This is a genomic window from Streptomyces sp. NPDC088817 (genome assembly GCF_044750345.1).
Taxonomy (GTDB): Bacteria; Actinomycetota; Actinomycetes; order Streptomycetales; family Streptomycetaceae; genus Streptomyces.
In genome coordinates this window covers 51,688-66,909 of the sequence record NZ_JBIVJN010000013.1, presented here as the reverse complement: position 1 = coordinate 66,909, position 15,222 = coordinate 51,688, and the positions used below count along the sequence as shown (strand labels likewise).

The following is a 15,222-nucleotide window of genomic DNA, read 5'->3' as shown; positions in this document are numbered from 1 at the left end:
GCAGGGCCGCGTCTCTTCCTGGCCAACCCCCAGGAGGACATCCAGTGCACATCAAGACCTTCACGGCAGTCGTGGTCGGGCTCGGCCTGGTCACGCTGTCGGCGTGCGGCTCGTCACCGAACGACAAGGACTCCGCGGGCTCCAGAACGGTGACGCTGGTCAGCCACGACTCGTGGGCCGCGTCCAAGAGCGTCATCGCGGACTTCGAGAAGAGCTCCGGCTACAAGGTGAGGGTCCTGGAGGACGGCGACGCCGGCCGGGCCGTCAACAAGGCCATCCTCACCAAGGACAACCCGCAGGGCGACGTCTTCTTCGGCGTCGACAACACCCTGCTGTCGCGTGCCCTGGACAACGGGCTGTTCCAGCCGTACGAGCCGAAGGGCGCCGACCTGGTCCTGCCGCAGTACCGGGTCGACGAGGCCAAGCACCGCGTCACGCCCATCGACAGCGGCGACATCTGCGTCAACTACGACAAGAAGTACTTCGCCGACCACAAGCTGGCCCCGCCCGCCTCGTTCGACGACCTGATCAAGCCGCGGTACAGGAACCTCCTCGTCACCGAGAACGCCGCCACCTCCTCGCCCGGCCTCGGCTTCCTGCTCGGCACCGGGGCCAAGTACGGCGACAAGGGCTGGCAGGACTACTGGAAGAAGCTCAAGGCCAACGGCGTCAAGGTCGTCGACGGCTGGGAGCAGGCCTACAACCAGGAGTTCTCCGGTTCCGCCGGCGGCAGGAAGGCCAAGGGCGACCGGCCCCTCGTCGTCTCCTACGCCTCCTCGCCGCCCGCCGAGGTCATCTACGCCGACCCGCGCCCGAAGACCGCGCCGACCGGCGTCGCGCAGGGCACCTGCTTCCGCCAGGTCGAGTACGCGGGACTGCTCAGCAACGCCGGGAACACCGAAGGGGGCAAGGCCTTCCTGGACTTCCTGCTCAGCGAGAAGTTCCAGGAGGACATGCCGCTGAACATGTTCGTCTACCCGGTGCGCGAAGCCGCCCAGGTACCCCCGGAGTTCACCGAGTACGGTCCCCAGGCCAAGAACCCCGAGACCATGGCCCCCGACCGGATCGCCGCCAACCGTGACCAGTGGGTCAAGTCGTGGACCTCGCTCGTCCTCAGGTAGGCCGCGGACGCGGCCGCCGGACGGGGAACGCGGCGCGGCTCGGTCTCATGGCCGTGCCCGTCGCGTTCTTCGCGGTGTTCTTCGCCTACCCCGTGACCGCGATCGTCCGGCGCGGCCTGGAGAGCGACGGGGCCTGGCAGTTGGGGCGGATCACCGATGTGCTCGGACAGTCCGACATCCGGCACGTGCTGTGGTTCACCACCTGGCAGGCGCTCGCCTCCACCGCGCTCACCCTGCTCGTCGCCCTGCCCGGCGCCTATGTCTTCGCCCGTCTCGACTTCCCCGGTCGGCAGGTCCTGCGGGCCGTCGTCACCGTGCCGTTCGTGCTGCCCACCGTGGTGGTCGGCACCGCGTTCCTCGCGCTGGTGGGGCGCGGCGGCCTGCTCGACGAACTGTGGGGCGTCCGCCTTGACACCACGGTGTGGGCGATCCTGCTCGCCCACGTCTTCTTCAACTACGCCGTCGTCGTACGGACCGTGGGCGGACTGTGGGCGGGACTCGACCCGCGCCAGGAGGAGGCGGCCCGGATGCTCGGCGCCTCGCCGCTGACCGCCTGGCGCAAGGTCACCCTGCCCGCGCTGGCCCCCGCGGTGGCCGCCGCGGCACTGATGGTCTTCCTGTTCACGTTCACCTCCTTCGGCGTGGTGCAGATCCTCGGCGGACCCACCTTCTCCACCCTCGAAGTGGAGATCTATCGGCAGACCTCCGAGATCTTCGACCTGGCGACCGCGGCGGTCCTGACGATCGTCCAGTTCGCGGCGGTCGGCGCGATCCTCGCCGCGCACGCCTGGACCGTACGGCGCCGGGAGACCGCGCTGAAGCTGGTGGACGCCTCGCTGACCGCCCGCAGGCCACGCGGCGCCGGGCAGTGGACGCTGCTGGCCGGCGTCCTCGCCACCGTCGCCGTCCTCATCGTGCTGCCGCTCGCCGTCCTGGTGCAGCGGTCGCTCACCGCGCCGGGGTTCGGCTACTACCGGGCGCTGACGGACGCGGACGGCGGCACCTTCCTGGTCGCGCCGATCCACGCCGTCGGCACCTCCCTGGGCTACGCCGCCGCGGCGACCGCCATCGCCGTGGTGATCGGCGCGCTCGCCGCCGCCGCTCTCACCCGCCGGGACGCCGGCCGGCTCGTACGCGGCTTCGACGCGCTGCTGATGCTGCCGCTCGGGGTCTCGGCGGTGACCGTCGGCTTCGGCTTCCTGATCGCCCTGGACCGGCCGCCGCTGGACCTCAGGCAGTCCTGGATCCTGGTCCCGCTCGCGCAGGCCCTGGTCGGCGTGCCGTTCGTGGTACGGACCATGCTGCCCGTGCTGCGCGCCGTGGACGTAAGGCTGCGGGAGGCGGCGGCCGTGCTCGGGGCCCCGCCGTGGCGGGTGTGGCGGGAGGTCGATCTGCCGCTCGTGCGGCGGGCGCTGCTGGTCGCCGCCGGGTTCGCGTTCGCGGTGTCCCTGGGGGAGTTCGGGGCGACCGTGTTCATCGGGCGCCCCGACAATCCGACGCTGCCGGTCGCCGTGGCCCGGCTGATCGGCCGCCCCGGCGACCTCAACTACGGCCAGGCGATGGCCCTGTCGACGATTCTGATGGTGGTGTGCGCGGTGGCGCTGCTGGTGCTCGAGCGGCTGCGCACCGACCGGAGCGGGGAGTTCTAGATGCTGCTGAGCCTCGATGCCGCGACCGTGCGCTTCGGCGGACGGGCCGTGCTGGACGCGGTCGACCTGTCGGTCGCCGAGCACGAGATCGTCTGCGTGCTCGGCCCCAGCGGCAGCGGCAAGTCGACGCTGCTGCGCGCGGTGGCCGGGCTTCAGCCGCTGGACTCCGGACGGGTGCTGCTGGACGGGCGGGACCAGTCGGGGGTGCCGGTGCACCGGCGCGAGGTGGGGCTGATGTTCCAGGACCACCAGCTGTTCCCGCAGCGGGACGTGGCCGGCAACGTCGGCTTCGGACTGCGGATGCACGGCGCGGCGAAGGGTGAACGGGACGCCCGGGTGGCGGAGTTGCTGGAGCTGGTCGGGCTGCCGGGGGCCGGGCGGCGGGCCGTCGCCGCGCTCTCCGGCGGGGAGCAGCAGCGAGTGGCCCTGGCCAGGGCGCTCGCCCCCCGGCCGCGGCTGCTGATGCTGGACGAGCCGCTGGGCCAGCTCGACCGCTCGCTGCGGGAGCGCCTCGTCGTCGAACTGCGAGAGCTGTTCGGGCGGTTGGGCACGACCGTGCTCGCCGTCACGCACGACCAGGGCGAGGCGTTCGCCCTCGCCGACCGGGTCGTGGTGATGCGGGACGGCCGGATCGCCCAGTGGGGCACGCCACTTGAGGTGTGGCAGCGGCCGGCCGACGCGTTCGTGGCCCGGTTCCTCGGCTTCGAGAACGTGGTGGAGGCGCGCGTGGACGGCGAGGTCGCGGTCACCCCGTGGGGCAAGGTGTCGGTCCCCGACGGCTCCGCCCAGGGCACCCGCACCCTCCTCGTCCGGCCCGCCGGCGTCCGCCTGGTCGCCGCCGGCGAGGGCCTGCCCTGCACGGTGACCGCGCGCACCTTCAAGGGCACCCACGTCACCGTCCACCTCCAGCCCGCCAACGCCCCGCGTCTGGAGGCGGCCTGCGCCCTGCGTACGGCACCGGAGGTCGGGGACGAGGTGGCTGTGGAGTTCGACACGAGCGAAATCCTGGTGATGGAATGCTCGCGAAGCACCTAGTGTGCGGAGCATGACGCTACTTGCCTACGACCGTTACTGCGATCAAATCACCTGCCAAGTCGACGAGTTGAGGGCCCTGGTCACCTCCGGGGCCGACTTGTCGAGCACTGTGCCGACCTGCCCGGACTGGACACTGGAGCAGCTGCTCCGGCACGTGGGCGGTGCCCTGCGCCTGACCGAGGCGCTGGTCAGGACCCGCGCGCAGGAGAACATTCCGGGCACGGACATCCCACTCGCAGGGGGCCCCGAGGAGCAGGGCGACCCGGCCGCCCTGGACGCCTGGCTCGCGGAGACCGGCCGCATCCTCGTCGAGGCTCTTCGCGAGGCCGGACCGGACGCGAAGGTGTGGACGTGGGCCGGGATCCTCGACGCCGGCTTCTGGGCCCGCCGGATGACCAACGAGATCACGATCCACCGTGCCGACGCGGCGCTCACCGCGGGCCTGCCCTACGAGGTCGCCCCGGACGTGGCCGCCGACGCCGTCGACGAGTGGCTGCAGATCGTGCAGTTGATCCAGCGGAGCAGGAGGCGCCCGGGCGTCCAGGAGCTGCACGGTCCGGGCCGCAGCATCCATCTGCACGCCACCGACGCCGGTCCCGAGCTGAACGCCGAGTGGGTCGTCGAGCTCACCGAGGACGGTGTCGTCTGGCGCCGCGGTCATGAGAAGGCGACCGTCGCCCTGCGCGGGCCGCTCACCTCCGTGCTGCTCGCGTTCTACAACCGGCTTCCCCTGGACAGCCCCGGCCTGGAGGTGCTCGGCGAGCGGGAGCTGCTGGAGTCCTGGCTCAAGCAGGCGGCCTTCTGAACGACCGTGGCCCGCCCCCGAACTCGGGGGCGGGCCACGGAAGGCGTGCGCGGGACGTCAGCGGTTGCTGTTCGCTCCACGACGGCGCATGCCGAAGAACACCGCGCCACCGCCGACGACGACCAGGGCGGCCGCGATGCCGGCGATCATGCCGGTGTTGGAGTCGGCACCGGTCTCGGCGAGGTTGGAGTCACCGACCGCGGGCGACGGAGCGTTGTTCTCGCTGCCGGCCGGAGCGTTGGTGCTCTCCGAGGCGGACGGCGCCGAGGACGCCTCCTGCGACGGGGCCTCCTCCGACTCCGGGGCGGACTCGGACGGAGCCGGGGTCGTCGTCTCCGGCTGAGACGGCGTGGTGGAGTCGGTCGGCTCCTCGGTCGGCTCCTCGGACGGCTTCTCGGTCTTGCACGCGGTGGCCGGAGCGATCAGGTTCGGCTTGATGTCCGCGTTGACCTTGAACCGGCTGTTCTTCGCGGTCTCGACGTGGATCCGGTAGACCGCGTCCGGCTTCCAGTCCTCGGTGAAGGAGATCGTGGTCCCCTGACGGGAACCCTTGATCTCCTGCTCACCGATCTTCTTGGCGTCGGCACCCTTGTCCTCGAGGAACACGGTGACCGTGGCCGAGGTGCTGGAGGAGTCGATGCTCTTGACGACAATGACACCGTTGTCGCCGTCGCACTTGGCTTCGGCGGAGAAGTCCTTGATGTCACAGGCGAGCGCGTTACCCGCGGCGCCGAGAGCGAGAGCGGCGGACGCGGAGGCGACACCGAGGATGCGCACGGTACGTGCGGTACGACGGGATATGGACAAGATAGCCACTTTGCCCTTCACGGGATGCCCAATTGCGGGGGGTTTGCGGGGTGTTGGGGCGGCGATCAGGCCGTACTCCCAGAAACCCCAGGAGGCTCAGATTTATAAGCGCTCCGGCGGGAGTGTCAATCCGAAAGCCTCCCACCGGCGTTGACTTTACCGCATTATTAACTGGTCAAATGTTTCAACGTGTTGGCAGACGTCGGGGCGGGTGCCGACGCACCCGCCCCGATAGTGGTGAGCCTCCGCCCCCCGCGGGCTCAGCCCTGCACGGCCGCCGGGTCCATCCACATGACCTCCCAGGTGTGGCCGTCGAGGTCGTCGAAGGCGCGGCCGTACATGAAGCCCTGGTCCTGCGTCTCGCCGCTCACGGTGCCGCCGGCCGCGACCGCCTTCTCCACCAGCTCGTCGACCTTCTCGCGGCTCTCCGCGCTCAGGCAGATGAGCACCTCGCTGGACCTGGTCGAGTCCGCGATCTCCTTCTTGGTGAAGTTCGCGTAGTGCTGCTTGCTGAGCAGCATCGCGATGATGGTGTCGCTGATGACGACGCAGGCGCAGTCGTCGCTGGAGAACTGGGGGTTGATGGTGTAGCCGAGGTCGGTGAAGAACTTCCTGGACGCGGCCACGTCGTTCGTCGCCAGGTTCACGAAGATCATCTGCTGGTACATGGCGGGTCTCTCCCATCGCGGTTCGTTGCCGTTCGCAGGGGTAGACCCGGGGCCGGCGCGGAATTCATCGGCGGCCCCGGGACTTCTTCGTACGTCGTCTCCGGGACCGACGGCGGGTCGATGGGCCGGTGGGCCGGTGATTCAGGGGAGCAGCGGCAGTGCGGCGAGGTCGGCGACGACCAGGGTCAGCGGGACGAACAGGGCCAGCAGGGCGCCGCAGCGCAGGAGGGCGGCCGAGCGCAGCATCGTGGCCGGCGCGCCGAGCCGGCGCAGCGCCGCGGTGGCGTCGGCACGGGACTGCCTCGCCTCGACGGCGGCGATCAGGAGGGCCGTCAGGGCGCAGCCGCCGACGAGCAGCGTGCCCAGCGTCGTCAGCGGGCCGAGCGGCCGCGCGGTGCCGTCGTAGGCCGCGATCATGGCGTACGTCCCCGACGCCACCGCGCAGGCCACGCCCAGCGGGCGGCCGACGCGGCCCGCCTCCGCCATCAGGACGCGCCCGGCCAGGAGCCGCAGCGCTCCCGGGCGCGCGGACTGGAGCACCCGGCCGCACAGGTGGGTGAGGCCGGGGCCGGCCAGGGCGAGACCAAGAGCGGTCATCAGCCAGCCGACGAGCACCGTGGCGGAGTCGGCCGCCAGCCCGCCGGGCAGGGCCGGTCCTGCGGTGGCAGCGGAGTCGGCGGACTGTCCGGCGTACGCCTCCACGGTCAGCCCGGCGGCGAGCACGGCGATCCCCCAGGGAAGCCCGGCGGGCGCCTGGCGCGGAGCCGGGGGCCGATCGGGATCGGAGCCGTCACGCACACCTTCACGCCCGCCGTCCCCGAGCGCCCCGGCCAGGTCGGTCCCGGCCAGGTCAGAGTCGGTCAGGCCGGCCGCCTTCAGATCAGCCGCGCTGATGCCGGTCCCGGTCAGACCGGCCCCGGTCGGGTCGGCCTCGGTCAGGCCAGCCCTGCTCGGGTCGGTCCGGGTCGGGTCGGTTCCGGTCAGGTGGATCCGGGTCCGGTCGGTCCCCGTCAGATCGGTCCCGGTCGCATCGGGATCGGTCAGGCCGGTCCCGGTCAGGTGGGCCCTCAGATCGGTCCCGTTCGGGTCGGTCCCGGTCAGGTCACTCCCGTTCGGGTCGGTGCCGGTCAGGTCACTCCCGTTCGGGTCGGTCCCGGTCAGGTCACTCCCGGGCAGGTCTGCCCCGACCAGACCCGTACCCGCCAGATCTGCCCCGACCAGGCCCGTACCCGCCAGGTTTTCCTCGGTCCGGGTGTCCCCGGGCAGCATCGTGCTGACGGCCGTGTCCCGGGAGCGGGTCGCGCACGCCGTCGCCGAGCCGCCCCGGCGTGCGGCGGTGCCGTCGCCGAGCCGGGCGCCGAAGCGGCCGTACGCACCGAACGTCTCCGGCGTGCCGGTGCGGCGGTACGCGCCGAAGCGACCGAACCGCCGGCCGGAGGGCCGGGCCGCCGCGGGCGTCGCCTCGCGCGGGCGCAGCACCAGCGCGACCGTCACCGAGGCGAGGGCGGGGACGACGGCCAGCAGGGTCAGCACCGCCGGTACCGGCAGCGGCTCCCCGGCCGCCAGGAACACCTGGGCCGCGCCGTCGCCGCGCAGGAACGTGAAGACCAGCAGCGCGAGCAGCGAGCCGAGGCCGCAGGCCAGGGCGGTCGTGGCCGCCGAGACGGCCATCAGCCGGCCCTGGCCGAGGCCGAGCGCCGAGAGACCGGGGCGGGGACGGGTCCCCGGGTCGGTGCGGGCCACCGCGACCGCGAGGTACAGCGTCGCGGCCAGGGGCAGCACGCACCAGGACAGCCGCAGCGCCGCCGCGGCCGCGTGCTCCGGGTGGCCGAGCGCGTAGCCGAGGCTGGACAGCAGCAGGAAGCCCGTGCCCGCCGACGCCGCCGCGACCGTCAGGCGGCGCAGCTGGACGCCCGGGCGGGCGACGCGGATCAGACGGAGAGCGAGCACGCGGCCCGGCCTTCCGCCGTGTCGCCGACCGGGGGCAGGTGCACGGTCCGCACGCACCGCCCGTCGAGCACCGCGACGGTCCGGTCCGCGAGGGCCGCGGTCGCGGCGTCGTGGGTGGCGAGCACGACCGTGATGCCGTGCGAGCGGGCCGCGGTGGTGAGCGTGCGCAGCACCTGGGCGCGGTCGGCGCGGTGCAGCGGCGCCGTCGGCTCGTCGGCGAACAGCACCGTGGGGAAGGGGGCGAGCGCGCGGGCGATGCAGACGCGCTGCCGCTCGGCCTGGCGCAGCCGGTGCGGGCGCATCCGCGCCAGGTCGCCGACGTCGAGGCGCTCAAGCCACTCCTGGGCGGCGACCTTGGCCCGTCGCCGGCTGGTGCCGCGGAGCATCAGGGGCAGGGCCGTGTTCTCCCAGACGTTCAGCTCCGGTACGAGCACGGGCGCCGGGTCGACCCAGCCGAACCGGTCCCGGCGCAGCCGTTCACGGGCCAGCGGGCCGAGGGTGTGCAGGGGGACGCTGTTGAACCAGACCTCGCCGCGCCGCACCCGCGTCATGCCGGACAGGCAGCGCAGCAGGGTGGTCTTGCCGCTGCCGCTGGGCCCGCTCACGGCGAGGATCTCGCCCTGTGCGACACCGAGGGAGACGCCGCCGAGAGCGGGCGAGCCGTCGTCGTGGGTGTAGTGCAGGGCCCGCGCCCAGAGCACCTCGTTCTCGGGTGGGACGTCCATGGGCGTACACCTCGGTTCTCATCGGGGATGACGTGCCGTGTCCCCCGTACGGGTGAACGAGGCCGAAGACCTCGGGTCACGGAGCCGGTCCGACGCAGAGTGACGCGTCAACAGCACGCTAGGCAGCCGCTCTGAGGAGCCCGGACAGCACACGGCCCCGGGCCGCCGTTTCTCACTCGAACGGTAGGCACCGGGGCCGGTGATGATCAGCTGATCGCAGGTGTGCGCCTTTCGCGCGGCGGTCCGACCGCCGCGGTCAGAGCTTGGTCCACGCCTCCGTCAGGGTCGCGCGCAGGATCTGCTCGATCTCGTCGAAGGTCTCCTGGTTGGAGATCAGCGGCGGGGCGAGCTGGACGACCGGGTCGCCGCGGTCGTCGGCACGGCAGTACAGGCCGTTGTCGTACAGCGCCTTGGAGAGGAAGCCGTACAGGACCCGCTCGGTCTCCTCCTCGTTGAAGGACTCCTTGGTGTTCTTGTCCTTCACCAGCTCGATGCCGTAGAAGAAGCCGTTGCCGCGAACGTCGCCGACGATCGGCAGGTCGTGCAGCTTCTGCAGGGTGGAGAGGAAGGCGCCCTCGTTGTCCAGCACGTGCTGGTTGAGGCCCTCGCGCTCGAACAGGTCGAGGTTGGCCAGGCCCACCGCGGCGGAGACCGGGTGGCCGCCGAAGGTGTACCCGTGCAGGAAGGTGTTGTCGCCCTTGTAGAACGGCTCGGCCAGGCGGTCGGAGATGATGCACGCGCCGATCGGGGAGTAGCCCGAGGTCATGCCCTTGGCGCAGGTGATCATGTCCGGGACGTAGCCGAACTTGTCACAGGCGAACGTGGTGCCCAGGCGGCCGAAGGCGCAGATGACCTCGTCGGAGACGAGCAGCACGTCGTACTGGTCGCAGATCTCGCGCACGCGCTGGAAGTACCCGGGCGGCGGCGGGAAGCAGCCGCCGGCGTTCTGCACCGGCTCGAGGAAGACCGCGGCGACCGTGTCCGGGCCCTCGAAGAGGATCTGCTGCTCGATCTGGTCGGCGGCCCAGCGGCCGAAGGCCTCCGGGTCGTCGCCGAAGAGCGGGGCGCGGTAGATGTTGGTGTTCGGCACCTTGTGCGCGCCCGGCACCAGCGGCTCGAACGGCGCCTTCAGGCCCGGCAGGCCGGTGATGGACAGGGCGCCCTGCGGGGTGCCGTGGTAGGCGACCGCGCGGGATATGACCTTGTACTTGGTGGGCTTGCCGATCAGCTTGAAGTACTGCTTGGCGAGCTTCCAGGCGGTCTCGACCGCCTCGCCGCCGCCGGTGGTGAAGAAGACCTTGTTCAGGTCCCCCGGGGCGTGGTCCGCCAGACGCTCGGCCAGCTCGACGGCCTTGGGGTGGGCGTAGGACCAGACGGGGAAGAACGCCAGCTCCTGCGCCTGCTTGGCCGCGGCCTCCGCCAGCTCCGTGCGGCCGTGACCGGCCTGGACCACGAACAGGCCCGCGAGACCGTCGAGGTAGCGCTTGCCCTTGTCGTCGTAGATGTAGGTGCCCTCGCCGCGCACGATCGTCGGCACGGGGGCGTTCTCGTACGAGGACATGCGGGTGAAGTGCATCCACAGGTGATCGTACGCGGTACGGCTGAGGTCCTTGCTCACGGTTATCGGGTTCCCCACATGTAGGTCTGCTTCTTGAGCTTGAGGTAGACGAAGCTCTCGGTGGAGCGCACGCCGGGCAACGCCCGGATGCGTTTGTTGATGACGTCCAGCAGCTGGTCGTCGTCCTCGCAGACGATCTCGGCGAGGATGTCGAACGAGCCCGCGGTCATCACCACGTACTCGACTTCCGACATGCCGGTCAGAGCGTCGGCCACGGACTCCGTGTCGCCCTCGACGTTGATCCCGACCATCGCCTGCCGACGGAAGCCCACGGTGAGCGGGTCGGTCACGGCGACGATCTGCATCACGCCCTGGTCGAGCAGCTTCTGGACGCGCTGGCGCACGGCGGCCTCGGACAGGCCGACGGCCTTGCCGATGGCTGCGTACGGACGGCGGCCGTCCTCCTGCAACTGCTCGATGATGGCGAGGGAGACGGCGTCCAGGTTCGGGCTGCTGCCGTTCCTGGACTCGCGGGAGTCCCTCTGCTCTGCGCTTCTACTGGGCACGAGCACACTGTGCACGACGTATCGACAGTTCCGCAAGGCCGATGCGATGAAATTCGTTGTTTGCGACACCGAGACGTGCGGATTTCGCAGAACTCGCGCCGACAGGGGTGTTGAAAACGTGGCACCGCGGACTAGGGTGGGTGCCTCAGCGATGGGACATCTTGAACAGACCAGGAGGGCCGGCAGTGAGCACCGAGCTGCGTCGTCTGCGCAACTACATCAACGGTGAGTTCCGCGACGCCGCCGACGGACGGACCACCGAGGTGGTCAACCCCGTGACGGGCGAGGCGTACGCGACCGCGCCGCTGTCCGGGCAGGCGGACGTCGACGCCGCCATGGCCGCCGCCGCCGAGGCCTTCCCGGCCTGGCGCGACACCACCCCGGCCGAGCGCCAGAAGGCGCTGCTGAAGATCGCGGACGCCTTCGAGGAGCGCGCCGAGGAACTGATCGCGGCCGAGGTGGAGAACACGGGCAAGCCCATCGGGCTGACCCGCTCCGAGGAGATCCCGCCGATGGTCGACCAGATCCGCTTCTTCGCGGGTGCGGCCCGGATGCTCGAGGGCCGCTCGGCCGGCGAGTACATGGAGGGGCTGACCTCGATCATCCGCCGCGAGCCGATCGGCGTCTGCGCGCAGGTGGCGCCGTGGAACTACCCGATGATGATGGCCGTGTGGAAGTTCGCCCCGGCGCTCGCCGCGGGCAACACGGTGGTCCTGAAGCCGTCGGACACCACCCCCGCCTCCACGGTGCTGATCGCCGACATCATCGGCTCGGTCCTGCCCGAGGGCGTCTTCAACGTCATCTGCGGCGACCGCGACACCGGCCGTCTGATGGTGGAGCACCCGACCCCGGCGATGGCCTCCATCACCGGTTCCGTGCGCGCCGGCATGTCGGTCGCCGAGTCGGCCTCCAAGGACCTCAAGCGGGTCCACCTGGAGCTGGGCGGCAAGGCCCCGGTCGTGGTCTTCGAGGACACCGACATCGACAAGGCCGTCGAGGACATCTCGGTCGCCGGCTTCTTCAACGCCGGCCAGGACTGCACGGCCGCCACCCGCGTCCTCGTGCACGAGTCCATCCACGACGCGTTCGTCTCGGCGCTCGCCAAGGCCGCGGCCGAGACCAGGACCGGGCAGCCGGACGACGAGGACGTCCTGTTCGGCCCGCTGAACAACCCCAACCAGCTCAAGCAGGTGGCCGGCTTCATCGAGCGGCTGCCCGCCCACGCCAAGGTCGAGGCCGGCGGCCACCAGGTCGGCGACAAGGGCTACTTCTACGCCCCGACCGTCGTCTCGGGCCTGAAGCAGGACGACGAGATCATCCAGCGCGAGGTCTTCGGCCCGGTCATCACCGTGCAGTCCTTCGCGGACGAGGACCAGGCCGTGGAGTGGGCCAACGGCGTCGAGTACGCACTGGCCTCCTCGGTGTGGACCAAGGACCACTCCCGCGCCATGCGGATGTCCAAGAGGCTCGACTTCGGCTGCGTGTGGATCAACACCCACATCCCGCTGGTCGCCGAGATGCCGCACGGCGGCTTCAAGAAGTCCGGCTATGGCAAGGACCTGTCGGCGTACGGCTTCGAGGACTACACGCGCATCAAGCACGTGATGACGTCGCTCGACGCGTGACGCCGGCCGTGTGCGCCGGCAGCGTGGCACCGGCCACGTGAGGCGCTGACCGGATGGCTCGCCCGCTCGCGGCCCCGGACGGAGAACGGACCGTCCGGGGCCGCGGTGCGTCCGCGGCGGGAAGCCCGCCGCAGGTGCGACCGGGCGTTGATCGACAAGGTGTCGGGTCCCTCCCGGCGTGCTCGACGCTGCGTCGATTGTCCGGCCGCGGACAGGAACGGCATCCTTGGCCGGTGCCCAAGACTCCGAAGACGCCCCCGCTCTCCCGCCGGTCCCTGCTGCGCGCCCTGGGCGGCACGGCCGCGATCGGTGCGCTCGCCGGCTGCGGGGTGCCCGCCGCCTACGTCCAGCCCGGTGACCGCGCCATCCCGGACGCCTCCGCCACGGATCACCGGCTGAACTGGGCGAACTGGCCGCTCTACATCGACACCGACGACAAGCACCCGAACCGGCGGCCCACCCTGGAGGCCTTCGAGAAGCGCACGGGCATCGCCGTCGACTACGTCGAGGAGATCAACGACAACGACGAGTTCTTCGGCAAGATCAGCCCGTCGCTGATGAACCATCAGGACCCGGGCCGCGACCTCATCGTGATCAGCGACTGGCTGTGCGCGCGGTTCGTCCGGCTGGGCTGGGTGCAGGAGATGGACCGCGCCCGTCAGCCGCAGGTGGCCAAGTACCTCGACCCGCTGCTGCGCGACCCCGCCTTCGACCCGGGACGCAGGTTCACGATGCCCTACCAGTCGGGCATCACCGGCATCGCCTACAACCGCCGTAAGCTCGGCCGTGAGATCCGCCAGGTCTCCGACCTGTGGGCGAAGGACCTCAAGGGCCGCGTCACCCTGCTGTCCGGCCTGGACGAGGCGTTCGCCCTGCTGATGCAGGCCGACGGCGTGGACATCACCAAGTGGCGGACACGCGACTTCGACAAGGTCTGCGACCAGGTGGAGCGGCAGGTCCACAACGGCCAGATCCGCCGCTTCACCGGCAACGACTACACCAAGGACCTGGTCAGCGGGGACGTCCTGGCCTGCCAGGCCTACTCGGGCGACGTGATCCAGCTCCAGGCCGACAATCCGGACATCCGCTTCGTCGTGCCCGAGGAGGGCGCCGAACTGTGGTCGGACTCCTGGATGATCCCCAACCGGGCCGGCCACAAGGCCAACGCGGAACGCCTGATCGACTACTACTACGACCCCGAGGTGGCCGCGGAACTCGCCACCTGGGTCAACTACGTCTGCCCCGTCCCGGCGGCCCAGGGCGTCCTCGCCGACTCCAAGGACAAGGACACCGCCGAACTCGCCGAGAACCCGCTGATCTTCCCCGACGCGACCATGCGCGAGCGCCTCGCCATCGCCCGCGACATGTCCTCCGAGGAACGCGTGGACTTCGCCAAGCGCTGGAACGCCATCGTGGGCCTGTAGCGGACAGTGCCGCTACCTGAGTGCCGCCAGCGCGATGCGTTCGGCCACCGGGTTCATGGACTCGCCCTTGGCATCGGTGGAGTTGACCGAGTAGACGAGGGTGCGGCTCAGATCGCGGGTCGCGCCGAGCACGGCGCTGTAGCCGTAGCGGGCGCCGGACTTGATCCAGTACACCCGGCCGCCGTACTCGAAGCGCTGGAGGCCCGCGCTGTAGGTGGCGCCCTCGATGCCCACCGGGACCGTGAACATCTCCTCCAGTTGCGGTCGCGGCACGATGCTGCCGTGGAACAGCGCGCGCAGGAGCCGTTCCAGGTCGGCGGTCGTGGAGATCATGTCACCGGCCGCCCAGCGGTCCGCCTGGTTCCAGTCGGTGACGTCGACGAACCGCCTCGTGCCGTCGGCCCCGCGCACCGCCTGGTAGCCGTGGTTGTGCGGGCCGTGGATCCGCGGGTCGGTGCCGGGGAAGCAGGTGTCCCGCATACCCGCGGGACGCAGGACGAGCCGCGTGGCCTCGGAGGCGTAGGAGTGACCCGTCACCTTCTCGACGAGCAGGCCGAGGATCGTGTAGTTGATGTTCAGGTAGTCCTGCCGGCGGCCCGGTTCGAACTCCGGCCCCTTGGCCACCGCCGACGCCACCACCTGGCGTGGTGTCAGGGTGTCGAAGCGGTGCGCGTACTGCTCCTCGAAGTCGTCCCCGAAGCCGTCACCGGACTGGATGCCGCTGGTGTGGTTGAGTAACTGCCGTACGGCGATGGGCTGGAAGTCCCTGGTCAGCAGGCCCGGAAGGTACCGCTGGACCGGCGCGTCCAGGTCGACCCGGCCCTGTGCCGCGAGCCGCAGCACGACTGCCGCCGTCACCACCTTCGTCGTCGAACCGGCGCGGAACCGCGCGTCCGGGTCGGCCGGCCGGCCGCCGCGCAGATCGTGCACGCCCGCGCTGCCGTGCCAGGTGCCGCCGGTGCCGCCGACGCGGACCAGGGCGGCCGTGGCGTCCGCGTCGGGCAGCCTGGCGATGGCGGCACGCAGCGCTTCGGCGTCCGGGCCGGAACGGGCGCGGTCGGCGGCCGGTGACTCCCGGCCGGAGAGGGCGGGGCCGGCGGCCGCCGCGGTTGCGGCCGCCGCGGTTGCGGCCGGGGCGGGGGCGGCCAGGGCCGGTGCGGCGGCGATCGGTGTGGTGACCAGGGCGAGGACGACGGAGGCGGCCGTCAGAGCCGTGGCGCGTGCGTGCATCGGTGCTCCCGGAGGGTGTTCGGTGGGCTGGTGCCGAACATCCTTCAGGCATGCGGCGG

The 15,222-nt window shown here is 71.2% G+C and carries 13 protein-coding genes; 6 read left to right on the top strand and 7 right to left on the bottom strand.

Translation table 11 applies throughout. The features are described 5' to 3' along the window. The first annotated feature begins 44 nt into the window (after nt 1-44). From ACIP4X_RS23465 to ACIP4X_RS23450, 4 genes are read left to right on the top strand one after another with little or no spacing between them, the layout of a single operon-like run. Nucleotides 45-1,121: a thiamine ABC transporter substrate binding subunit gene (locus tag ACIP4X_RS23465; protein ID WP_401350413.1), complete on the top strand. Its 1,077-nt coding sequence runs from the start codon at nt 45-47 to the stop codon at nt 1,119-1,121. After that, on the top strand, nt 1,097-2,770 hold the full coding sequence (locus ACIP4X_RS23460) for an ABC transporter permease (protein WP_401350411.1): 1,674 nt from the start codon (nt 1,097-1,099) through the stop codon (nt 2,768-2,770). Before ACIP4X_RS23465 ends, ACIP4X_RS23460 begins: the two co-directional genes overlap by 25 nt. Next, a complete protein-coding gene (locus ACIP4X_RS23455) occupies nt 2,771-3,805 on the top strand; it encodes an ATP-binding cassette domain-containing protein (protein WP_391458336.1) in 1,035 nt (344 codons plus the stop codon). Nucleotides 3,806-3,815: 10 nt separating this feature from the next. Further along, nucleotides 3,816-4,610: a maleylpyruvate isomerase N-terminal domain-containing protein gene (locus ACIP4X_RS23450; protein WP_391458338.1), complete on the top strand. Its 795-nt coding sequence runs from the start codon at nt 3,816-3,818 to the stop codon at nt 4,608-4,610. Between the two features lie 57 nt (nt 4,611-4,667). Here ACIP4X_RS23450 and ACIP4X_RS23445 read toward each other — a convergent pair whose 3' ends face one another. The 6 genes from ACIP4X_RS23445 to ACIP4X_RS23420 form a co-directional block, all read right to left on the bottom strand. Next, nucleotides 4,668-5,417: an LAETG motif-containing sortase-dependent surface protein gene (locus tag ACIP4X_RS23445; RefSeq protein ID WP_358734664.1), complete on the bottom strand. Its 750-nt coding sequence runs from the start codon at nt 5,415-5,417 to the stop codon at nt 4,668-4,670. Between the two features lie 260 nt (nt 5,418-5,677). Then, the gene (locus ACIP4X_RS23440) at nt 5,678-6,085 is read right to left on the bottom strand and encodes a VOC family protein (RefSeq protein WP_358734662.1); all 408 of its coding nucleotides are present in this window, start codon (nt 6,083-6,085) and stop codon (nt 5,678-5,680) included. Nucleotides 6,086-6,226: 141 nt separating this feature from the next. After that, nucleotides 6,227-8,035, bottom strand: coding sequence for a pentapeptide repeat-containing protein (locus tag ACIP4X_RS23435; RefSeq protein ID WP_401350406.1), 1,809 nt, complete (start codon nt 8,033-8,035; stop codon nt 6,227-6,229). Beyond that, on the bottom strand, nt 8,017-8,760 hold the full coding sequence (locus ACIP4X_RS23430) for an ATP-binding cassette domain-containing protein (RefSeq protein ID WP_358734658.1): 744 nt from the start codon (nt 8,758-8,760) through the stop codon (nt 8,017-8,019). The genes ACIP4X_RS23435 and ACIP4X_RS23430 overlap by 19 nt, the downstream gene beginning before the upstream one ends. Nucleotides 8,761-9,016: 256 nt before the next feature. Then, nucleotides 9,017-10,396: an aspartate aminotransferase family protein gene (locus ACIP4X_RS23425; protein ID WP_358734656.1), complete on the bottom strand. Its 1,380-nt coding sequence runs from the start codon at nt 10,394-10,396 to the stop codon at nt 9,017-9,019. Next, entirely contained in the window at nt 10,381-10,899 is a 519-nt protein-coding gene (locus ACIP4X_RS23420) for an Lrp/AsnC family transcriptional regulator (RefSeq protein ID WP_358734654.1), read from the bottom strand. Before ACIP4X_RS23420 ends, ACIP4X_RS23425 begins: the two co-directional genes overlap by 16 nt. A gap of 170 nt (nt 10,900-11,069) precedes the next feature. Between ACIP4X_RS23420 and ACIP4X_RS23415 the strand changes: the two genes are divergently transcribed. Both ACIP4X_RS23415 and ACIP4X_RS23410 read left to right on the top strand, forming a co-directional pair. Beyond that, the gene (locus tag ACIP4X_RS23415; protein ID WP_358734652.1) at nt 11,070-12,509 is read left to right on the top strand and encodes a gamma-aminobutyraldehyde dehydrogenase; all 1,440 of its coding nucleotides are present in this window, start codon (nt 11,070-11,072) and stop codon (nt 12,507-12,509) included. 233 nt (nt 12,510-12,742) lie between these two features. After that, nucleotides 12,743-13,933: an extracellular solute-binding protein gene (locus tag ACIP4X_RS23410; RefSeq protein ID WP_391458345.1), complete on the top strand. Its 1,191-nt coding sequence runs from the start codon at nt 12,743-12,745 to the stop codon at nt 13,931-13,933. 12 nt (nt 13,934-13,945) lie between these two features. Here the strand turns inward: ACIP4X_RS23410 and ACIP4X_RS23405 are convergent, their stop codons facing one another. Next, nucleotides 13,946-15,163, bottom strand: coding sequence for a serine hydrolase domain-containing protein (locus ACIP4X_RS23405; RefSeq protein WP_401350400.1), 1,218 nt, complete (start codon nt 15,161-15,163; stop codon nt 13,946-13,948). Nucleotides 15,164-15,222: the final 59 nt, after the last annotated feature.

What these genes read in the sequence shown, in the direction of transcription:
- ACIP4X_RS23430 (WP_358734658.1), bottom strand. Translation starts at nt 8,760, where the DNA reads ATGGACGTCCCACCCGAGAACGAGGTGCTCTGGGCGCGGGCCCTGCAC.
- ACIP4X_RS23405 (WP_401350400.1), bottom strand. Translation starts at nt 15,163, where the DNA reads ATGCACGCACGCGCCACGGCTCTGACGGCCGCCTCCGTCGTCCTCGCC.
- ACIP4X_RS23450 (WP_391458338.1), top strand. Translation starts at nt 3,816, where the DNA reads ATGACGCTACTTGCCTACGACCGTTACTGCGATCAAATCACCTGCCAA.
- ACIP4X_RS23440 (WP_358734662.1), bottom strand. Translation starts at nt 6,085, where the DNA reads ATGTACCAGCAGATGATCTTCGTGAACCTGGCGACGAACGACGTGGCC.
- ACIP4X_RS23455 (WP_391458336.1), top strand. Translation starts at nt 2,771, where the DNA reads ATGCTGCTGAGCCTCGATGCCGCGACCGTGCGCTTCGGCGGACGGGCC.